Consider the following 1,885-nt stretch of genomic DNA (forward strand, 5'->3'; position numbering starts at 1 on the left):
ACAAAACTTAATAACCTATACAAAAATTATAGTGTTTTATGGATTGTTATAGGATTTTAGTTGCTGTTTGTAGCCCTTATGTAGCTAATTTTGACATGTTAGCATGTTTAGGACTAACCTTATTACCACAACTCAAACGCTCAATCCGGTGCCAGTGTCAAATTGATTGGCTTTTAGCACGCTGTCTAATGAAAAAGGGTTTTTGAGTGTTGAACCTAGAGATTACTTTACGCGCACCTCCTACTTGATGGCTACCGCTTACTTTATGGCAATGGTTTTTCCCTAGCTTGGCTTTAATGGATTTTATCGTTACGCTATCAATAGATACCGCTCTATAAAATTTTCGCATAGAAGCCATGGTGTGTTTAAAAGCCTCTGAGTAATTCTTTAAGAATTTAGGGGAGTTGGGGCTTTCTCAATTTTGGTCAATGTTGATGTGGTTAGCAATCTTAATTTTTTGACCCCTTTTATAAGGCTTATAACTTTCACCCTTCCTTTTTCTCAAAGAATGCGGATTTTAAAAGGGGTAGTGAAATACAACCACACTTCAGAGCTGTGGCTAATAGAATACACCACGCTATTTTGTTCGTATTGGTATCCTAGCTCTCTAATGATTGTCAATAAATCCGCACCTAATGCGTAGATAAGAAAGCTAGGTTCTTTACTGCCTTGATAAACACCATTGACTTTAATATAACCGATTTTTGGGTATAGCTTTTTAATATCCGCTTCTCATTCCTTGTTTCTTTGGGCATTCTCTGCATCGCTCATTAGGTATTTAGAAAAGATAGCACCAACAGACCCACTATAATAATCTACAATCATATCGGTGGCGGTATCAAACCCGTCATCTTGCCATAAACTTAACTTAAACTCTCTGTTAGCTGAAAGATACAAGCACTCATCGTTATATAGATGTTTATACAATCTAGAAAGGAGCGGTTATGCTGTATTTTTCTTTTTCAGTAAGCTCATCAAACGCCTTTAAGTTAGGGTTATTCATAGCTTCACTTAAGGTCGTTTTTAAAGTCGGTTTGATTTTGTAAATTTTCATAGCATTGATAAGACTTTGACTGACTTTATCGCTTGTAATGTTGAAATTTTTCATGGGTTAGTTCCTAGAACGCTATCCAACCTGAACGCCTTTTTCATATCTACATAACCGAAAGCGCCTATTACCCCACCCGTTGCGCTAGTTTTCATTCTATTAGCGTCAAGTTTGGCTTTTAAACTCTGCAAGGTGTTTTCAGCTATCTGTGTGGGTTTATAGAAAAAGAACTTCCTTCCGTGTATTTTTGAATAAGCACTTTGGAATGATTTAGTGCTAGGGTTTATACCGCTCCCCAAACTGAAAAGCTCTGATTTTCCTATTAACTGACCGAATTTACATTTCCTATGTATTTTGCCAGAGAAGTCATAAGCCTCAACCCCATTAGGGCTTAGTGTGGTGCAAATGAGACTAAATCTAGCATAAACCTTACCGCCTTTTTCTACCATTTCAGGACACCACGCAATACTGTCTTGCTCGAATTTGTTTCCTAATTTGATGAGTTCTGCTCTTAAATCAAAGCGATGGTCTTTGAGCGTATAGACAAAAAAGAAACTTCATTACTAGGAATATCGCTAGCTTTTTCTTGGCAAGAACCTTGAATAGTCGTAAATCCCACTTTATTAACGCTCTTAAGAGAGACTTGAGGTGTTTAGTCCGCTTCATATTGGTTTCTCTAGTATAACTTCCCCTGAATGCTGAAATAGTTCCGCATTGACCCTCCGTCATATGCTCATACAACCTAGATAGACCCGCAGCGCTCAAGTCAGCTCTTTCTGCTTCTGTGAAAGCTATTGTTCTTTTTAAGTTAGAGTTACTCGCTCTCAATTTAGCGAA

The 1,885-nt window shown here is 37.6% G+C and carries 4 protein-coding genes; all 4 read right to left on the reverse strand.

Annotated features, from left to right (window positions below):
* Positions 1–157: 157 nt before the first annotated feature.
* The 4 genes from DBU79_RS07835 to DBU79_RS07685 all read right to left on the reverse strand — a co-directional run bounded on the left by DBU79_RS07835 (position 158) and on the right by DBU79_RS07685 (position 1,497).
* Complete coding sequence (locus DBU79_RS07835; RefSeq protein ID WP_180395678.1) at positions 158–358, reverse strand: hypothetical protein; 201 nt, start codon at positions 356–358, stop codon at positions 158–160.
* A 374-nt stretch (positions 359–732) separates the two neighbouring features.
* The gene (locus DBU79_RS07985; RefSeq protein ID WP_134890169.1) at positions 733–927 is read right to left on the reverse strand and encodes a hypothetical protein; all 195 of its coding nucleotides are present in this window, start codon (positions 925–927) and stop codon (positions 733–735) included.
* Between the two features lies 1 nt (position 928).
* On the reverse strand, positions 929–1,108 hold the full coding sequence (locus tag DBU79_RS07680; protein ID WP_134890168.1) for a hypothetical protein: 180 nt from the start codon (positions 1,106–1,108) through the stop codon (positions 929–931).
* Positions 1,105–1,497: a hypothetical protein gene (locus DBU79_RS07685; protein ID WP_229764042.1), complete on the reverse strand. Its 393-nt coding sequence runs from the start codon at positions 1,495–1,497 to the stop codon at positions 1,105–1,107. Before DBU79_RS07685 ends, DBU79_RS07680 begins: the two co-directional genes overlap by 4 nt.
* Positions 1,498–1,885: the final 388 nt, after the last annotated feature.

The sequence above is a fragment of the Helicobacter pylori genome (genome assembly GCF_009689985.1).
In the GTDB taxonomy this organism is placed as follows: Bacteria; Campylobacterota; Campylobacteria; order Campylobacterales; family Helicobacteraceae; genus Helicobacter; species Helicobacter pylori_CG.